At 71.2% G+C, this 14,520-nt stretch carries 14 protein-coding genes; 7 read left to right on the top strand and 7 right to left on the bottom strand.

The annotated features are described in order from the left end of the window. Window positions 1-141 precede the first annotated feature (141 nt). Window positions 142-687: a Uma2 family endonuclease gene (locus ACGFWJ_RS24895; protein ID WP_392953301.1), complete on the top strand. Its 546-nt coding sequence runs from the start codon at window positions 142-144 to the stop codon at window positions 685-687. Window positions 688-903: 216 nt separating this feature from the next. On the opposite strand, the gene ACGFWJ_RS24890 is transcribed toward ACGFWJ_RS24895, so the two are convergent. Further along, window positions 904-1,488 (bottom strand): TetR family transcriptional regulator, encoded by a 585-nt coding sequence (locus ACGFWJ_RS24890; protein ID WP_387640438.1) that lies wholly within the window; start codon window positions 1,486-1,488, stop codon window positions 904-906. Between the two features lie 111 nt (window positions 1,489-1,599). Here ACGFWJ_RS24890 and ACGFWJ_RS24885 point away from each other — a divergent pair, with 111 nt between their 5' ends. Next, a complete protein-coding gene (locus tag ACGFWJ_RS24885) occupies window positions 1,600-1,875 on the top strand; it encodes a hypothetical protein (RefSeq protein ID WP_392953298.1) in 276 nt (91 codons plus the stop codon). A gap of 36 nt (window positions 1,876-1,911) precedes the next feature. Here ACGFWJ_RS24885 and ACGFWJ_RS24880 read toward each other — a convergent pair whose 3' ends face one another. Beyond that, the gene (locus ACGFWJ_RS24880; RefSeq protein WP_392953296.1) at window positions 1,912-2,940 is read right to left on the bottom strand and encodes a glycosyltransferase family 2 protein; all 1,029 of its coding nucleotides are present in this window, start codon (window positions 2,938-2,940) and stop codon (window positions 1,912-1,914) included. Between the two features lie 409 nt (window positions 2,941-3,349). Between ACGFWJ_RS24880 and ACGFWJ_RS24875 the strand changes: the two genes are divergently transcribed. The 4 genes from ACGFWJ_RS24875 to ACGFWJ_RS24860 are packed head-to-tail and all read left to right on the top strand — an operon-like array spanning window position 3,350 to window position 6,267. Continuing rightward, on the top strand, window positions 3,350-3,787 hold the full coding sequence (locus tag ACGFWJ_RS24875; protein ID WP_387640429.1) for a helix-turn-helix domain-containing protein: 438 nt from the start codon (window positions 3,350-3,352) through the stop codon (window positions 3,785-3,787). Then, the gene (locus tag ACGFWJ_RS24870) at window positions 3,784-4,359 is read left to right on the top strand and encodes a hypothetical protein (protein ID WP_392953293.1); all 576 of its coding nucleotides are present in this window, start codon (window positions 3,784-3,786) and stop codon (window positions 4,357-4,359) included. Before ACGFWJ_RS24875 ends, ACGFWJ_RS24870 begins: the two co-directional genes overlap by 4 nt. Beyond that, window positions 4,352-5,584, top strand: a complete 1,233-nt coding sequence (locus tag ACGFWJ_RS24865) for an MAB_1171c family putative transporter (protein WP_392953290.1) — start codon at window positions 4,352-4,354, stop codon at window positions 5,582-5,584. Before ACGFWJ_RS24870 ends, ACGFWJ_RS24865 begins: the two co-directional genes overlap by 8 nt. After that, on the top strand, window positions 5,581-6,267 hold the full coding sequence (locus ACGFWJ_RS24860) for an oxygenase MpaB family protein (RefSeq protein ID WP_392953288.1): 687 nt from the start codon (window positions 5,581-5,583) through the stop codon (window positions 6,265-6,267). The genes ACGFWJ_RS24865 and ACGFWJ_RS24860 overlap by 4 nt, the downstream gene beginning before the upstream one ends. A gap of 54 nt (window positions 6,268-6,321) precedes the next feature. On the opposite strand, the gene ACGFWJ_RS24855 is transcribed toward ACGFWJ_RS24860, so the two are convergent. From ACGFWJ_RS24855 to ACGFWJ_RS24835, 5 genes are all read right to left on the bottom strand, one after another. Next, window positions 6,322-6,756, bottom strand: a complete 435-nt coding sequence (locus ACGFWJ_RS24855) for a PGPGW domain-containing protein (RefSeq protein WP_392953285.1) — start codon at window positions 6,754-6,756, stop codon at window positions 6,322-6,324. 43 nt (window positions 6,757-6,799) lie between these two features. Continuing rightward, the gene (locus ACGFWJ_RS24850) at window positions 6,800-7,168 is read right to left on the bottom strand and encodes a VOC family protein (protein WP_392953282.1); all 369 of its coding nucleotides are present in this window, start codon (window positions 7,166-7,168) and stop codon (window positions 6,800-6,802) included. A 133-nt stretch (window positions 7,169-7,301) separates the two neighbouring features. After that, entirely contained in the window at window positions 7,302-8,513 is a 1,212-nt protein-coding gene (locus tag ACGFWJ_RS24845) for a hypothetical protein (protein ID WP_387640414.1), read from the bottom strand. Window positions 8,514-8,650: 137 nt separating this feature from the next. Beyond that, on the bottom strand, window positions 8,651-9,835 hold the full coding sequence (locus tag ACGFWJ_RS24840) for a hypothetical protein (protein ID WP_392953279.1): 1,185 nt from the start codon (window positions 9,833-9,835) through the stop codon (window positions 8,651-8,653). 67 nt (window positions 9,836-9,902) lie between these two features. Then, entirely contained in the window at window positions 9,903-10,268 is a 366-nt protein-coding gene (locus tag ACGFWJ_RS24835) for a hypothetical protein (RefSeq protein ID WP_387640409.1), read from the bottom strand. A gap of 202 nt (window positions 10,269-10,470) precedes the next feature. On the opposite strand from ACGFWJ_RS24835, the gene hrpA reads away from it, so the two are divergent. Continuing rightward, a complete protein-coding gene (hrpA, locus tag ACGFWJ_RS24830; protein ID WP_392953276.1) occupies window positions 10,471-14,433 on the top strand; it encodes an ATP-dependent RNA helicase HrpA in 3,963 nt (1,320 codons plus the stop codon). The last annotated feature ends 87 nt before the right edge of the window (window positions 14,434-14,520 follow it).

The following is a 14,520-nucleotide window of genomic DNA, read 5'->3' as shown; positions in this document are numbered from 1 at the left end:
CGACCCGCCACGACCGGGCCGGCCCGGCGTCGTCCTGGTCGGACCGACCAAGACCACCCCGACTCGCCAAAAATCAACCTAAATCACCGGTATTGCATCTAGGCTGGAGCATCGACTGACTCACCCGGAAGGGCCCCGCGCATGAACCCCGAGCACTTCGCGCTCCTTGAAGAGGCCCGCAGGAGCCTGCCAGACGGGTTCAAGGTCGAGCTCTCCGGCGACACCATCGTCATGATGGTCAGCCCCTCGGGTATTCACCAACGGAATCTCCTGGTGGTGCGCCGTCAGTTCGACGCGCACGCCCCGGCAGGACTACTGCCCAGCGAGAACACGGACCTCGTCTCGCCCGATGTCGGCAAGAGCCGCAATCCCGACCTGACGTACCTGCCGGACGATGCACTCACGACCAGGGACAACCAGGTTCCTGCCGAGGTTGCTGCGATTGCCGTCGAACTGGTCTCACCGTCCAACCCTGAGAATGACTGGGTGGGGAAGGTACGGGACTACCCGCTCATGAGAATCCCTCTCTACCTCGTGATCGACGCAAGGGAGAAGGCGGTCACGCTCTTCAGCCGGCCCGACGGCACGAAGTACCACCGCCGCGAGGACATCGTGTTCGGCGAGACCATTCACATCCCGGAGCCGTTCGACTTCGAGCTGATCACGACCGGCCTGCTCCCCTACTGAGCACACCCAGCACATGCGAAGCGACGCCGGTTGACACCAGCCGGCGCGGATAACGGCGTCCGAGGGCAGCCATCCACGGACGGCAGAAGCGCCCAAACTGGGGCATCCCGGCGCTCCGGCTCGGCCTGAAAAGCGGAAGGTCGCCGGTTCGACCCCGGCCCTGGCCACCGCCAGAAAAGCCCCCGAGCGCATCGCGCTCGGGGGCTTTTTCGTGCCTCAGGCGTCGGCGGGGATCGGGAGGGAGCCGGACAGGGCCTGGCGGGCGAACTCGACGACGTGGGGGCGCAGGTCGGGGTGGGTGGTGCCGAGGATGAGGCGGGTCATCTGGGGGACGGCGGTGGGCCAGGCGGCGAGGCCGATCAGGCTCAGTAGGCAGGCGGCGACCTGGGGGGAGGCTTCGGCGCCGAAGGTGGCGGCGAGGGCGGCGACCTTCTGTTCGTAGTGGGTGGCGCGCTGGGCCTCGTTGGGGAGGGCGGCGTCGCGGTAGTGCAGGCCTTCCCAGAGGAAGAGCCGGACCAGGACGGGGTTGGCCCGGTGGAAGTCGTAGACCCGGCCGACGTATTCGGCGGGGTCGTCGCCGGCCTGGAGGGGGACGGCTTCGGTGAGTTCGTCGAGGGCGGCGGCGACGACCTCGTCGAAGAGCTTCTGCTTGCTGCCGAAGCAGCCGTAGATGCGCTCCTTGTTGACGCCGGCCAGTTCCGCGATGCGGTCCACGCGGCCGCCCGCGATGCCGTGCGCGGCGAACTCTTCCCTGGCGGCGACGAGCAGCCGTTGCTTGGTGGACATCGGGTCCTGAGTCATGCGCTCAGCGTAGGGCGGCAGGGTGCGCCTTGCCAACCAACTGGATGGTTGACCTCCAACCAGTTGGTTGGCTACCGTCTCAGTTCGCGCCCACACCCCGAGGAGACCCCCATGGCCGACACCGCCGCCACCGCCGCCACCGCCGCCACCGCCACCGCCACCACCCACCCCGCCCCGTCGGTGCACGTCCGCGCGCTGATCACCTGGATGGCCGTCTTCCCGTCGATCACGGTCGTCCAGCTGCTGCTCGGCCCGTCGCTGAACGACCTGGCGGTGCCGCTGCGGGTGCTGGCGATCACCGCCCTGGTGGTTCCCGCCGTGGTCTACCTGTTCGTCCCGGGGCTGCTGAAGGCCCGGGTGGCGCTGCTGCGGCGGCGGGCCCGCTGATCACCGGCCGCGCTGCTGCGGCGGCGGGCCCGCTGATCAGCGGCGGAGCGCCTTGCGGGTGTTGCGCACCCGGCGGTGCGCGCGCTGGACGCCGGACAGGGTGTGCAGCCGGCCCGCCACGGTGAGGCGGTACTTGAGGCGCAGCACGGGTGGGAGCGCGGCGAGGTGTTCGGGGCCGATGGCGCTGAGCAGCCGGGTGATGTGCCGGTGGTAGGCGTGCCGGTAGTCGCGGTCGCCGTCGGGGACGGTCCAGAAGAACATCGGGATCTCCTCGACCAGGGTGTTGTGGTCGTAGGCCCGCAGGTCCTCGCGGAAGGCGGGTTCGGGGCGGTCCAGCAGCCAGCCGCGGACGAGTTCGATGGAGCGCACCCGGTCGGCCAGGCCGCGCGGGTCGGTGCGGCGCTGGGTGATGGAGCGGTCGCCGTCCTCGCGGATCCGCCAGTGGTAGACCGGCTCGGACAGCACGTCGACGCTGGTCGCCAGGAAGTGGTGCGGGACGCTGACGGGGGCGTCCTCGTACAGCATGCCCTCGGGGTACTCGAGGCCGGCCGCGGCGTAGAAGGTGCGGCGGTAGACCTTGTTCCAGGCGGTGCGGTCGGTGACCAGGGCGGGCAGTTCGCGGACGTGGGTGCGCAGCCGGGTCTCGGCGAACGGGCGGCGGTGCGCGTGCGAGGGTTCGAGTCCGGTGCTGCGCAGCCGCAGGGCGTTGCCGGTGGCGAAGTCGGAGCCGGTCTCGTCCAGGGTGCCGATCATCAGCCGGTAGGCGTGGGTGGGCAGGGTGTCGTCGCTGTCGACGAAGGCCAGGTACTCGGTGCCGGCGGTGAGGTGGCGCACGCCGGTGTTGCGGGCCGCGCCGAGGCCCCGGTTGGGCTGGCGGACCAGCCGGAAGCGCGGGTCGCGGGCGGTGTACTGCTCGGCGAGGTCGGCGCTGGTGTCGGTGGAGCCGTCGTCCACCAGGACGCATTCGAAATCTGCGAAGCTCTGGTCGGCGATCGAGTCCAGGCAGTCGACAAGGTACCGCTCGACGTTGTACACGGGGACGACGACGGAGAGTCGGGGAGCCATCGGCAGCGCGGCCTTTCGGGCGGGGCGCGCCCGAGTGGTGCTGACGGACGGGCGCCGGGCGAGGACGCGGGGAGCGTATCGGCGCGGAACTGCCTTGCCGCTAACGGAAGATGACGCCGAGACGGCGGGCCTGGAAGCTCCGGTTCGCGGGGCGTGCGCGCGACGGCGCACGGCAACCCGCCGAACGAGCGCCGCTGCCCACCCCCGTGGGGCAACGGCGCCCGAGCATCAGGATGCCGATCCTGCCGATCCCGCCCACGCTGTGTCAACTATCGTGGATTCAAGAGTGACGAAGGGGCGCCCGCGGCGACCTGCCCGCACGCTTTCCGCACCAATTCCCCAACGATCGTTCAGAACAGGGTTATCGGGGGGATACGCCCGGGGGTACGAACCCTCTATGATCCGGCACATGCCCACGGACTCCTCCCGCGCCGAAGCACTGGACTTCGCCAGCCGTTTCCGGCGTCTGATAGCGGTGATCTACCCCAAGGACCTCGGCCGGCCCTGGCGGGACTCCGAGATCGCCGAAGGCACCGGGCTGAGCGGCACGTACATCGGCAACCTGCGCAAGGGCACCCAGAAGCCGAGCCTGGAGAACGCCGTCCGGATCGCCAAGTTCTTCGGCGTCCCGCTGGACTACTTCTCCGACTCGGAGACCGCCAGCGCGGTCGAGCGCGACCTGCGCAAGATCGAGGCGCTGCGCGACGCCCGGGTGGAGCGGATCGCCATGCGCGCGGCCGGCCTGCCGCCGGAGATGCAGGACGCCGCACTCACTATTGTGGAGCAGTTGCGGCGGGCCGTCGGCCTGCCCACCGGCCAGTCGGACGAGGCCGGACCGACGACGTGACGGAGCGTCAGCAGGTGCCGCTGGGACACTGGCGGCGCCCGGAGGGGGTCGACGTGCGTGGTGTGGGGAGCGGACTCGGGCGGACCCGCCGCCGGATGCGGGCGGTGGCGCGCGAACTGCGTCTGCCGCCGCTGAGCACCGTCGAGGAACTGTGCGGAGTGGTCTCCGCGCACCTGGACCGGCCGATCCGGATCGCGCCGCGCCGGATGCGGGTCGGCGAGCCGTCCGGTTTCGTGGAACGGCTGTCCACCGAGGACGTGATCCACGTCGAGCAGGAGACCTCCGGGCTGCACCGCGCGCACATCGTCTGCCACGAACTGGCGCACCTGCTGTGCGGGCACCTGAGCGAGCCGCCGTCGCCGGACGAGGACCCGACGCTGGTCGAACTGCCCACCATCGACCCGGAGATGCTCCGGCTGGTGCTCGGCCGCTCGCACTACGACGACGCCGCCGAAGAGGAGGCGGAGGTGCTCGGCGCCGAACTGATGCGCGTCCTGGTGCTCGCCCCGGGGGCCGGCACCACCTCGCAGCTCGCCCCCGCGCTGGAGCACCGCAAGGGACAGCATGTCTGAACTGCCCTACAACCTGGCCTACTTGAGCATCGGCTGTGCCGCCTGGGTGGTGGCCGGGCTGAAGCTGCGGGCCTGGCGGCGCGAGCCGTCCTTCGGCCTGCTGGTGGTCGCCCTGGCGGTCGCCTCGCCGTCCACCTCCTTCCTGCTGGCCTCCCCGCTGCTGTACCGGGCGATCGACCACGTCACCGGCGTCGGCAACCTGGCCACCCTGCTGGTCTACCTGGGCATCATCGGCTTCTCCGCCGCCGCCGTGGTCCTCGCGCTGGTCTGGTCGCCGCCCGAGGAGCGCTCCGGCACCGAGGTGTGGGCGCCGCTGGACGACCGGCTGCGGCGGCGGGTGCGCCGCCGCACCGCCGTGTTCGCCGCGCTGGTACCGGTGCTGGTGGCGCTGTTCCTGATCGGCGGCCCGTACCGGCCCGAGACGCCGCTCACCTTCGACACCACCTTCGCCCCGCGCGCCGCCACCGCCCTGTTCCTGACGCTCTACCAGGGCCTGTACGCCTTCTCGCTGATCGACATCGGCCGGGTCTGCCTCGGCCACGCCGCCCGGCTCCCCGCCGGCTGGCTGCGCCGCGGCATCCGGTTCATCGCCGCCGGCGCGCTCACCGCCTGCGGCTACGTGGTGTGCAAGGTCGCCGCGATCGCCCTCGCGTACGCCGGCGTCAACGACGTCGAGTGGCTGAGCACCGCGCTCGGCCCGCTGTTCGCCGCGCTCGGCGCGGTCGGCATCACCCTCGGCTTCGCCGGCCCGGCCGGCGCCGCCTGGACCCAGCGCCGCCGCGACTTCCGGGCGCTGCGCCCGCTCTGGGACCTGGTCTACCGGGCCGACCGCCGACTCGCCCTGGAGGGCCCGTCGCCCGCCTGGCGCGAACGCGCCGCACTGCGCGACCTGGAGTGGCGCACCACTCGGCGCGGCCTGGAGATCCGCGACGGCCAGCTGACGCTCCGCCCATGGATCGACCCGGCGGCGGTCCGCGGCGCCGAGCGGTTCGCCGCCGAGGCCGCGCTCGGCACCGACGAGCGGGACGCGCTGGTGGTCGCCGCCGCGCTGCGCTCCGCGGTCGGCGCGCTGGCCGCCGGGGCGGTGCCGCGCCCGCGCGAGGAGCAGCCGGTGCTGCCCGGCCTGGACGCCGACCCGGCCGAGGAGCGCGCGCACCTGGTGCTGGTCGCCTCGTTCCTCCAATCCCCGCTGCTGGAACGGGCGTTGGCCGAGCAGGCACGGTGACGGAACCGCCCCGGGACGCGTTCGCCGCGCTGGTGCTGCGGCGGGCCCCGCAGCGTGCCCGGGTCGGCCTGACGCTCGGCTTCGTGCGCACCTTCGCCGTCCCCGAGATCGCCGAAGTGCTGTCCGCCACCGGCAAGTTGACGTCCGCGCCGAAAGCCCGGGCGAAGGCCACCGGCGCCATGATGTTCGCGCTGATCGGCCACGGGGTGAACAGCGCCCCTGGCCGGGGGATCGTCGCCGAGCTCGCCGCGATGCACCGACTGCCGGGCGTGGACGCCGAGTTGATGCGCTACGTGCTGGCCTGTTTCACCGTCTGCCCGGTGGAGTTCACCGCCCGGAACGGCGGCGTGACGCCCGCCGAGCGGGAGGCCGCGTTCGCCTTCCAGGCCGAGCTGGCCGCCGCCCTGGAGCTGCCCGCACTGCCCGGCCCCGGCCTGGACGGGATCGCCGCCTGGATGCGCGAGTTCGAGGCCGCCCGGTTCGCGCCCAGCCCGGCCGGCCGGGCCCTCTGGCAGGCCGTCTCCGGCCTGTTCGCGGCCCGCCTGCCCGGCCCACTGGCCCGGCACGCCCCGGCCTTCGCCACCGCCCTGCTGGACGCCCCGCTGCGGGCCGCCTTCGGCGTCCCCCGCCCCGCCTGGCCACTGCGCGCGGCCGCCGCCACCGCCTTCCGGCTGGCGCGCTGAGTGGTCTTGCGGATCGCGTCCAGCAGTCGGGTCTTACCGTGGTCGACGTGACCCCTACCGCGAGCCGTGCACCCGGCGGTGGCTCCAGACCATCAGGCCGAGCAGGATCAGGCCCGACAGCATCAGGCTCAGCCCGGTCGCCCAGCCCGCCAGCGGCAGGCTCGGCACCAGCACCGCGACGACGCCGGTGCCGATCAGCCCGAGCCCGGCCAGCACCGACCCGGCGATCCGCCAGCGCGAGGCGACGCTGGCCTCGACGCCCGCCATCGCCCGCGCCCGGACCGGCTCGACGTACCGGGACAGCGCCGGGACCGCCCGGGCCAGCAGGATCAGCCCGGCCAGCAGGAGCAGCGTGCCCGGGCCGGGCAGCACCAGCAGCACCAGGCCGACCGAGATCAGGGTGACCCCGGCCGTCCCGAGGGCCACCCTGGCCACCGGGTGGACGGTGCCCGGGTCCGCTTCGAATGCCGGCCGCTGCTGTTCGCTCATCACTCCACGGTAACCGGACCGGCGAGTGAACCGGCGGGATCGCTCAGGGCCTGGTCAGCGCCTCGATGCTGTGCCCGTCCGGGTCCTTCACGTACACGCCGCGGCCGCCGTTCCAGTGGTTGACCCGGCCGGGCTGCTGGGAGAACGGGTCGGCGAAGTAGGTCAGGCCCTGGGCCTCGATCCGGGCGAAGATCGCGTCGAACTCGTCCTCGGAGACCAGGAACGCGTAGTGCTGCGGGGTGACCGGGCCCTCGACGGTCATCACGTCGAGCGTCACGCGGTTGCCCAGCTGCACGGCGAGGAACGGCCCGTTGACTTCGGCCTCGGGCAGACCGAGCAGGCCGGTCAGGAAGTCGGCGGTGGCCCGGCGGTCGTGGGCGGCCACGATGGTGTGGTTGAGCTCTATGGGCATGGTGCACGGCCTCTCGTTCCGGAGCGGGGTGATCTCACGCACCTCGACGGTAGGACTTCAAGCGTGCTTCAGGTCAATAGCGGTTGACCAGCGGCGTCCCCCCGGCGCCCGGGCCGGGGGGACGCCGGCCGGGTCACATGCCGTTCTTGCGGATCGCGGTGTAGCCGGACAGCTTCGACATCGCCACCTCGTGCGAGATGCAGCCGTTGCTACCGGAGTCCTCCAGGATGATCGCCTTGGTGTGCGCGGCGTCCGCCCAGCCGCCGAACAGCACCACGTGCTGGTTCTTGTCGCCGCTCTCGTGGTGGATCACCAGCGCGTCGCCGGGCATCAGGTCGCTCTTGTTGATGTGGTGCGCGATGCCCGCGCTCTCGCTGATCAGCGGGCCGGTCGAGGTGCCACCACCCGCGGTGGACAGGCCCCAGGCCGCCGAGACGAAGCCGGAGCAGTCGACCCGGTAGCCGTTGGTGACGGCGCCCTGGCTGTAGCCGAGCTTGCGCTCGACCCGCTCCATCGCCCGCTCGACCATCGCCTTGCGCTCGTCGGAGACCCCGTCCAGGTGCGGCTGGTCCACCACGCCGCCGCCCTGGCCGTTGCGCGGGTGCCACTTGTGGGTGGGCGACCAGTCGTCCCAGCCCCTGCCGTTGATCATCGAGGTCTTCCAGTCGCCGCTGGACCGGTCCTTGATCTTCGGGCCGTCGTGCAGGCCGCCCGGACGGGTGGAGATCCCGGAGCCGTCGTTGCCGCTGGAGTCCCCGCCGCCGGTGTTCGGCGACTTCGGCTGCGGCGCGTGGCTCCCGCCACCACCGCCACCGCCCGTGCCGCCACCGCCGCCACCGCCGTGGCCGCCCGCGCCGTCGCCACCGGTGTTCGGCGACTTCGGCTGGTCCGGGTGGCTCCCGCCGCCACCGCTGCCGCCACCGCCGTTGCCGACGCCGGCGATGCCGGTGCTCGGCGACTTCGGCTGCGGCGTGCCCTCGCCGTGCGGCTTGTTGAGGATGTCGGCGATGCCCTGCTCGACCTGGTGGTACCGGTCGATCGTCTTCTTGAGCTTCGCCGCGTCCTCGCCGAGCTCCTTGGTGAGCTTCTCCTTGGTCTGCATCAGCGCGTCGGCCTTCTGGCTGATGTCGTCGACGTCCCGCTTCACCTCGGAGAGCACCGCGCCAGCCCCGACGACTCCCGCCATGAAACCGGAGAACACGTCGGTGGCGGCCGCCTTCGCGACCGTGGCCTTGATGTGCCCGATCTGCTGGGTCATCTCCGCCATGCGCTGGTTCAGCTGCTGGAAGTCCTGCATGATCTTCAGCATTTCGTCCGGCCGGAAGCCGAACTGATTCCCCGTCATCGCACACGCCCCCCTGCCACGGCGACGGCCCCCCTGGCCGCGCGCCCCAAAACTGGTCCAAGTCTCTCGCAGCGGACCGCAAGGGGCCCGGCCGGGGGTGGTCAACCCCGGTCCGGGCCCGATGCGGTGAGCTCGCGTCAGTCGACGCCGTTGCGGCGGTACGGCTGGTAGGCCGAGCCGCCGTGGAAGTACGGGTAGGGGATCTCCCGGGAGACCATGCCCGCGTCGCCGCTGTCCTCGATGCCGATGTAGCGGGTGTGGGCAGCGTCCACCCAGCCGCCGAACAGCACCGTGTGATCGTTGGAGATCATCGCGTCGCCGGGCTGCAGATCGGCCTTCCCGATGTGGTGCGACACGTTGCCCTGCATCAGGCCGATGGTGTTCAGACCCGGGCCGGGCAGGCCCCAGGCGCAGGACACCAGGCCCGAGCAGTCCACCCGGTAGCCGTTGGTGACGGCGCCCTGGCTGTAGCCGAGCTTGTGCTCGGCGCGTTCCAGCGCGCGCTCCACCATGGCCCGGCGTTCCGCCGACAGCCCGTCCAGATTGGGCCTGGCCTTCACGCCGAGGCCTTCGCCGTTCTTCCGGTGCTTCTTGTTGGACCAGGAGTCCCAGCCGCTGCCGTTGATGATCTTGGTGTTCCAGTCACCGGTCGAGCGGTCCTTGAGCTTCGGCCCGTCGTGCTTCCCACCGGGCCCGCCGGACGGCGTGCCGGTGCCGCCGCCACCGCCGCTGTCGTTGCCGGTCTTCGGCGACTTCGGCTGCGGCGCACGGCTCCCGCCGCCACCACCGCCACCACCGCCGCCGCCGCCGTGGCCGACGCCGTCGGTGCCGGTGTGCGGGGACTTCGGCTGCTCGGCGTGACCGCCGCCACCACCACCGCCACCGCTGTTGCCGCCACCCCCGCCGGGGCCCACACCGTCGATGCCGGTGTGCGGCGACTTCGGCGGCTGGATCTCGCCCTTGGGCTTGTTCATCTCCTCGGCGATCTTCTTCTCGACCGCCGCGTACCGGGCGATGAGCTTCTTGATCTTCGCCGCGTCCTGGCCCAGCTCCTGGGTGAGCTTCTTCTTCGTCTCCATCAGCGCGTCGGCCTTGTGGCTGATGTCGTCGACGTCCCGCTTCACCTCGGCGAGCACCGCACCCGCGCCGACGATCCCCAGGATGCCGCCGGCGAACACATCGGTGGCCGCCGCCTTCGCGACCGTCTCCCGGATGTGCCCGACCTGCTGGGTCATCTCCGCCATGCGCTGGTTGAGCTGCTCGAAGTCGCGCTGGATCCGCAGCAGCTCCTCCGGCCGGAAGCCGAACATGTTCCCCGTCATCGAAGGACGTCCCCTCGCTCTCCGTCCGCGGCCGGGCCCCGGACGATCTCCACCGTCCGGATCCGGATCACAGCACGCTGGCGAGGCGCTTCACCGAGTCGCCGAGCTGGTTGAGCTCGTCCGCGACCCCGTTCAGCTCCCGTACCCGGCCCTGGGCGTGCGCGGTGAACGCGTCCGCCGCGGCACCGTGCCAGGACATGTGCGACAGCAGCGAGTTGACGTCCCCACCCAGCTGCTCGACCTGCTTGGCCATCTCGGCCAGCTCCTGCGCGATCTTGTTCAGCTCGGCGTCGGCGTCCCCGAACATCTTGCCGAGCGCCCAGTGCGCGATCTCGGCCGGCGCCATGACGATGTCCTTGCCGACCTTGGCCACGTCGCCGACCAGGTGGCCGACGTCGCTGAACACCTCACCTACGTCGCCAAAAAAGCCCATCAGAAACTCCCCCTGTTCCCCGTCAAACCGTTGCCCCCAGGCTAGTCAGTACTGCCTTCGAGCGAAACGGGCGGGTGCCCGTCAATACCTGCGGTTGACCTCCGGGCGGGTGTTCGCGGTCCGAGCGCCGCGCCTGTGACACTGGAAGCTCGCAACAAAAACCGAGGTGCGCCCCGGCCCCGCCTTTATGCAACCTAGAGGGATGCCCGCAGTGAGTTCTCCCGTAGCCCCGCAGCCCGCCCCCACGCTCGCGGAGCTGGCCGCCCGGTTGCCCGGCCTGATGCTGCGCGACATGCAGCGCCTCGGCCGCCGCCTGGAGGGCACCCGCAAGGTCCGGTCGAGCGAGGCCCGCGACAAGATCCTGGCCGAGCTGGCCATCGACTTCGACCGCTCCGAACTGCGGGTGTCCGACCGCCGGGCGGCAGTCCCGGAAATCCGCTACCCGCAGGAACTGCCGGTCGCGCAGAAGAAGGACGAGATCCTGGCCGCCGTCCGCGACCACCAGGTGGTGATCGTGGCGGGCGAGACCGGCTCCGGAAAGACCACCCAGATCCCGAAGATCTGCCTGGAGCTCGGCCGCGGCATCCAGGGCCTGATCGGCCACACCCAGCCCCGCCGGATCGCCGCCCGCACGGTCGCCGAGCGCGTCGCCGAGGAGCTGAACACCCCGCTCGGCGAGGCCGTCGGCTGGAAGGTCCGGTTCACCGACCAGGCCGGCCAGGACACCCTGGTGAAGCTGATGACGGACGGCATCCTGCTGGCCGAGATCCAGACCGACCGGGACCTGCGCCAGTACGACACCCTGATCATCGACGAGGCGCACGAGCGCAGCCTGAACATCGACTTCCTGCTCGGCTACCTCAAGCAGCTGCTCCCCCGCCGCCCCGACCTCAAGGTGATCATCACCTCGGCCACCATCGACCCGGAACGCTTCGCCGAACACTTCGACGACGCCCCGATCATCGAGGTCTCCGGCCGCACCTACCCGGTCGAGGTCCGATATCGGCCGCTCCTGGACGACGACGTCGAGGAAGAGGAGCTCGACCGCGACCGCGACCAGATCCAGGGGATCTGCGACGCGGTCGAGGAGCTCCAGGCCGAAGGCCCGGGCGACATCCTGGTGTTCCTCTCCGGCGAGCGCGAGATCCGCGACACCGCCGACGCGCTGACCAAGCTGAAACTGAAGTTCACCGAGATCCTCCCGCTGTACGCCCGGCTCTCCTCCGCCGAACAGCACCGGGTCTTCCAACGGTCCACGCAGCGCCGGGTGGTGCTCGCCACCAACGTCGCCGAGACCTCGCTGACCGTCCCCGGCATCAAGTACGTGATCGACCCGGGCACCGCCCGGATCTCCCGCTACAGCCACCGCACCAAGGTCCAGCGCCTGCCCATCGAGGCGATCAGCCAGGCCAGCGCCAACCAGCGCAAGGGCCGCTGCGGCCGCACCTCGGACGGCATCTGCATCCGCCTGTACTCGGAGGAGGACTTCCTCTCCCGCCCCGAGTTCACCGACGCGGAGATCCTCCGCACCAACCTGGCCTCCGTCATCCTGCAGATGACCGCGGCGAACCTCGGCGACATCGCCGCTTTCCCGTTCCTCGACCCGCCGGACTCCCGCAACATCAAGGACGGCGTCAACCTGCTGCACGAGCTGGGTGCGCTGGACCCGGCCGAGAAGGACCACCGCAAGCGCCTCACCCCGCTCGGCCGCAAGCTCGCGCAGCTCCCGGTCGACCCGCGGATGGCCCGCATGGTGCTGGAGGCCGACCGTCTCGGCTGCGTCCGCGACGTGATGGTGATCGCCTCCGCACTGTCCATCCAGGACCCGCGCGAACGCCCCGCCGAGAAGCGCCAGGCCGCCGACGAACGGCACCGCCGCTTCCACTCGGAGACCTCCGACTTCCTCTCCTACCTGGCGATGTGGCGCTACGTCAGGGAGCAGCAGAAGGAGCTGTCCTCCTCCGCGTTCCGCCGGATGTGCAAGTCCGAGTTCCTCAACTACCTGCGGATACGGGAGTGGCAGGACGTCTACGTCCAGCTGCGCACCATCGCCAAGCAGCTCGGCGTCACCATCGAGGAGCCCCATGAGGACGCCGAGCCGGACGCGGACCGGATCCACCAGGCGCTGCTCTCCGGCCTGCTGTCCCACCTCGGCCTGTTCGACGTGGAGAAGCGCGAGTACGCGGGCGCCCGGGGCGCCCGGTTCGCGGTGTTCCCCGGTTCGGGGCTGTTCAAGAAGCCGCCGCGCTGGGTGATGTCCGCCGAGCTGGTGGAGACCTCCCGGCTGTGGGCCCGGATCAACGCGAAGATCGAGCCGGAGTGGGTGGAGCCGCTCGCCCCGCACCTGATCAAGCGCAGCTACAGCGAGCCGCACTGGGAGAAGAAGGCCGGCGCGGTGCTGGCCTACGAGAAGGTCACCCTGTACGGCCTGCCGATCGTCGCCCAGCGCAAGATCAACTACGGCCGGGTCGAGCCCGAGCTGTGCCGCGAACTGTTCATCCGCTCCGCCCTGGTGGAGGGTGACTGGGAGACCCACCACAAGTTCTTCGCGGAGAACCGCCGGCTGCTCGACGAGGTCGAGGAGCTGGAGAACCGGGCCCGCCGCCGGGACATCATGGTCGACGACCAGACCCTGTTCGACTTCTACGACGCCCGCCTGCCCGAGGACATCGTCTCCGCCCGGCACTTCGACGCCTGGTGGAAGAAGACCCGCCGCGACCAGCCCGACCTGCTGGGCTTCGAGAAGTCGATGCTGATCAACGACTCCGCGGACGGCGTCACCGAGGCCGACTACCCGGACGTCTGGCAGCAGGGCAAGCTGCGCTTCCCGCTGACCTACCAGTTCGAGCCGGGCAGTGACGCGGACGGCGTGACGGTGCACATCCCGCTCGCGGTGCTCAACCAGGTGGTCGCGGACGGCTTCGACTGGCAGATCCCGGGCCTGCGCGAGGAGCTCGTCACCGCCTGGATCCGCTCGCTGCCGAAGGCGATCCGCCGCAACTTCGTGCCCGCCCCGGACTACGCCCGGGCCGCCATGCGCGAGCTGACCGACCGCCAGGAGCCGTTGCTGCCCACCCTGGAGCGGGTGCTGCACCGGATGTCGGGCCTGCCGATCCCGCCGGAGGCCTGGGACGAGGAGCGGATCCCCGACCACCTGAAGGTCACCTTCCGGGTGGTGGACGGCAAGCGGAAGCTCGCCGAGTCCAAGGACCTGGAGGAGCTGCGCCAGGGCCTGCGGCCGAAGCTGTCGGCGACGCTGTCCAGCGCGGCGTCCGGCCGCGGCATCGAGCGCACCGGCCTGACCGCCTGGCCCACCGACCTGCCGGTCCTGCAGCGCACCTTCGAGCAGCGCTCGCGCGGCCACGCGCTGCGCGCCTACCCGGCGCTGGTGGACGAGGGTTCGAGCGTCGGAATCAAGCTGTTCGACACCCCCGAGGCCCAGCAGCGCGCCATGTGGGAGGGCACCCGCCGGCTGCTGATGCTGCAGATCAACTCGCCCGCCAAGTCGATCCAGGGCCGCCTGGGCAATCAGGCGAAGCTGGCGCTGTCGTACAACCCGCACGGCTCGATCCCGGCGCTGTTCGAGGACATCGTGGCGGCCGCCACCGACCGCCTGATGACCCTGTCGGGCGGCGTGGCCTGGGACTTGGAGGCGTTCACGACGCTGTACGACAAGGTCCGGGCGGACCTGTACGAGCTGTCGGCGGACACCACGCTGAAGACCGCGGCGGCGCTGATCGGCTTCCACAAGGCGTCGAACCGGCTGAAGTCGGTCTCCAGCCCGGTGCTGCTGTCCGCGGTGAACGACGTCCGCCTGCACCTGGCCTCGCTGGTGCACCCGGGCTTCGTCACCGACACCGGCTGGCAGCGCCTGGGCGACCTGAAGCGCTATCTGATCGCCGTGGACCGCCGCCTGGAGGCGCTGCCCGAGCATCCGCAGCGCGACCTGCAGAACCTGCTGAAGGTGCAGGCGGTGCAGCAGGCGTACGGCGAGCTGCTGGCGAAGGTGCCGGCCGGCCGGGAGCCGTCGGCGGAGATCCGGTCGGTCCGCTGGATGATCGAGGAGCTGCGGGTGAGCTTCTTCGCGCAGGGGCTGGGCACGCCGACGCCGGTGTCGGAGAAGCGCATCCTGAAGGCGATGGAGGCCGCCGCGGCGACCCTCTGAGGCCGGCCCGGAGCCGGTTCGACCTGGGGGGCAGAGATGCGTTACGATCTGTCTTGTTCGCAAGCGAGAGCAAGCGGGCAAGGATCA

It is taken from the genome of Kitasatospora sp. NPDC048407, from assembly GCF_043200475.1.
GTDB lineage: Bacteria > Actinomycetota > Actinomycetes > Streptomycetales > Streptomycetaceae > Kitasatospora.
The sequence above is the reverse complement of the archived record's forward strand: the minus strand, read 5'-3'. Positions and strand labels throughout refer to the sequence as shown.